The following is a 1,554-nucleotide window of genomic DNA, read 5'->3' as shown; positions in this document are numbered from 1 at the left end:
CGCAGAGACTGCGGGGCCGTACTGTATAAATCAGTAAATAGGGTGCCACTTCGGGCATTTTGCTAGGTGCTGTCAACGCCGAATTCGAAAAGGTTCCCAGACTCGTCCCCCACGCGAGTGACTAAATGTCGCCAAATCATCACTGCCCGCTACGCTCGCTCGCGTGACCCACACAGCACGCCGAATCGGCCGCTCACTCGCTCTCGTTCTGCCCGTCGTCCTGGTGCTCTCCGGAACCCTCGCGGTCACCAGCGTCCCGTGGGCCGGGCAGTCCGGCGAGTCGCAGATGCTCACCGCCTCGTCCGAGAACGTCTCCGTACGCGCCAAGCCACGCGCCGCCCAGGACATCCTGCGCGACCGGCTCCTCACCGAACTCCAGGAGAAGGACCCGGGCACCGCCCTGACCCACCTCCAGCGCGAGGTGGAGGCCCGCCCGTCGCTCGCCCGGCACTGCATGTCGATCGCCCGCGCGCTCGGCCGCGCCGCCGTCGACCGGCTCGGCCCCACGCGCGCCCAGACGTACTCCCAGCCCGTGTGCGACACCTCGTTCGCCACCGGGGTCGCGCAGCAGGCCCAGGGGAGCTGAGCCCCGCCCGGCGGCCCGCGCCGTGTCACGCGGCACGCGCCGCATATCGTTCATGGCATGCAAACGCCTACGTATCCGACGCAGGCCGTGGTCCTGGCAGGCGGCCAGGGCTCGCGGCTGCGCCCGTACACCGACGACCGCCCCAAGCCGATGGTCGAGATCCCGGGCACCGGGACCCCGATCATCGGCCATCAGCTGTCCTGGCTGGCCGCCGAAGGCGTGACCGATGTCGTCGTCTCCTGCGGGCATCTCGCCGAAGTGCTCCAGAAGTGGCTGGAGAGCGCCGAACTGCCGCTGCGCGTCACCACTGTCGTCGAGACGGAGCCGCTCGGCCGCGGCGGCGGCCTCAAGTACGCCGCCGCCCGTCTCCCGCACCCCGACGAGCCCTGGTACGCCACCAACGGCGACATCTGGACCCGGTTCCCGCTGCGCGACATGGCCGCCTTCCACTCCGAGCGTGACGCCATCGCGACGCTCGCCCTCGCCCGGCCCCGTATTCCCTGGGGAGCCGTCGAGACGGACGCTTTCGGCCATATCACCGACTTCATCGAGTCGCCGCCGTCGCCGTATCTCATCAACGCGGGTGTGTACGTCTTCTCCGCGGCCTTCGCCGAACTGCTGCCCGACCAGGGCGACCACGAGCGCACCACGTTCCCCGGCCTCGCGCGCGACCGCCGGCTCGCGGGCTTCCCGCTGCCCCACGGCGCGTACTGGCGGGCCATCGACACCGCCAAGGACCTCACCGAGGCCGCGAAGGAACTCGCCGCCCAGGCCGGCTGACTCACCGTTGGGTGGCCCCCTCAGGGCGCCACCTCACGCCCCGAGCCCGTCTCACGCCCCGAGCCGTCTCACGCCCTGAGGGGGCCGCGTCCGGGGCGTTGTACGGGCCCTAAGGGAACGCGCAGGGAACGCGCCCGAACGCGAAGGGGCGGCCGCCGGAACCCCGGCAGCCGCCCCTCGTTCGTCCT

General features: G+C 71.0%; 2 protein-coding genes. Both read left to right on the top strand.

All coding sequences use genetic code 11. The features are described 5' to 3' along the window. Positions 1-163 precede the first annotated feature (163 nt). Positions 164-586 (top strand): hypothetical protein, encoded by a 423-nt coding sequence (locus tag ACWF94_RS30925; protein ID WP_453495858.1) that lies wholly within the window; start codon positions 164-166, stop codon positions 584-586. Positions 587-643: 57 nt separating this feature from the next. Then, the gene (locus ACWF94_RS30920; RefSeq protein WP_453495855.1) at positions 644-1,366 is read left to right on the top strand and encodes a nucleotidyltransferase family protein; all 723 of its coding nucleotides are present in this window, start codon (positions 644-646) and stop codon (positions 1,364-1,366) included. Positions 1,367-1,554: the final 188 nt, after the last annotated feature.

Source organism: Streptomyces sp. NPDC055078 (genome assembly GCF_053607985.1).
This window is presented reverse-complemented; position numbering and strand designations above follow the sequence as displayed.

Coding starts and splice junctions, on each gene's coding strand:
- ACWF94_RS30920 (WP_453495855.1), top strand. CDS start 644: ATGCAAACGCCTACGTATCCGACGCAGGCCGTGGTCCTGGCAGGCGGC.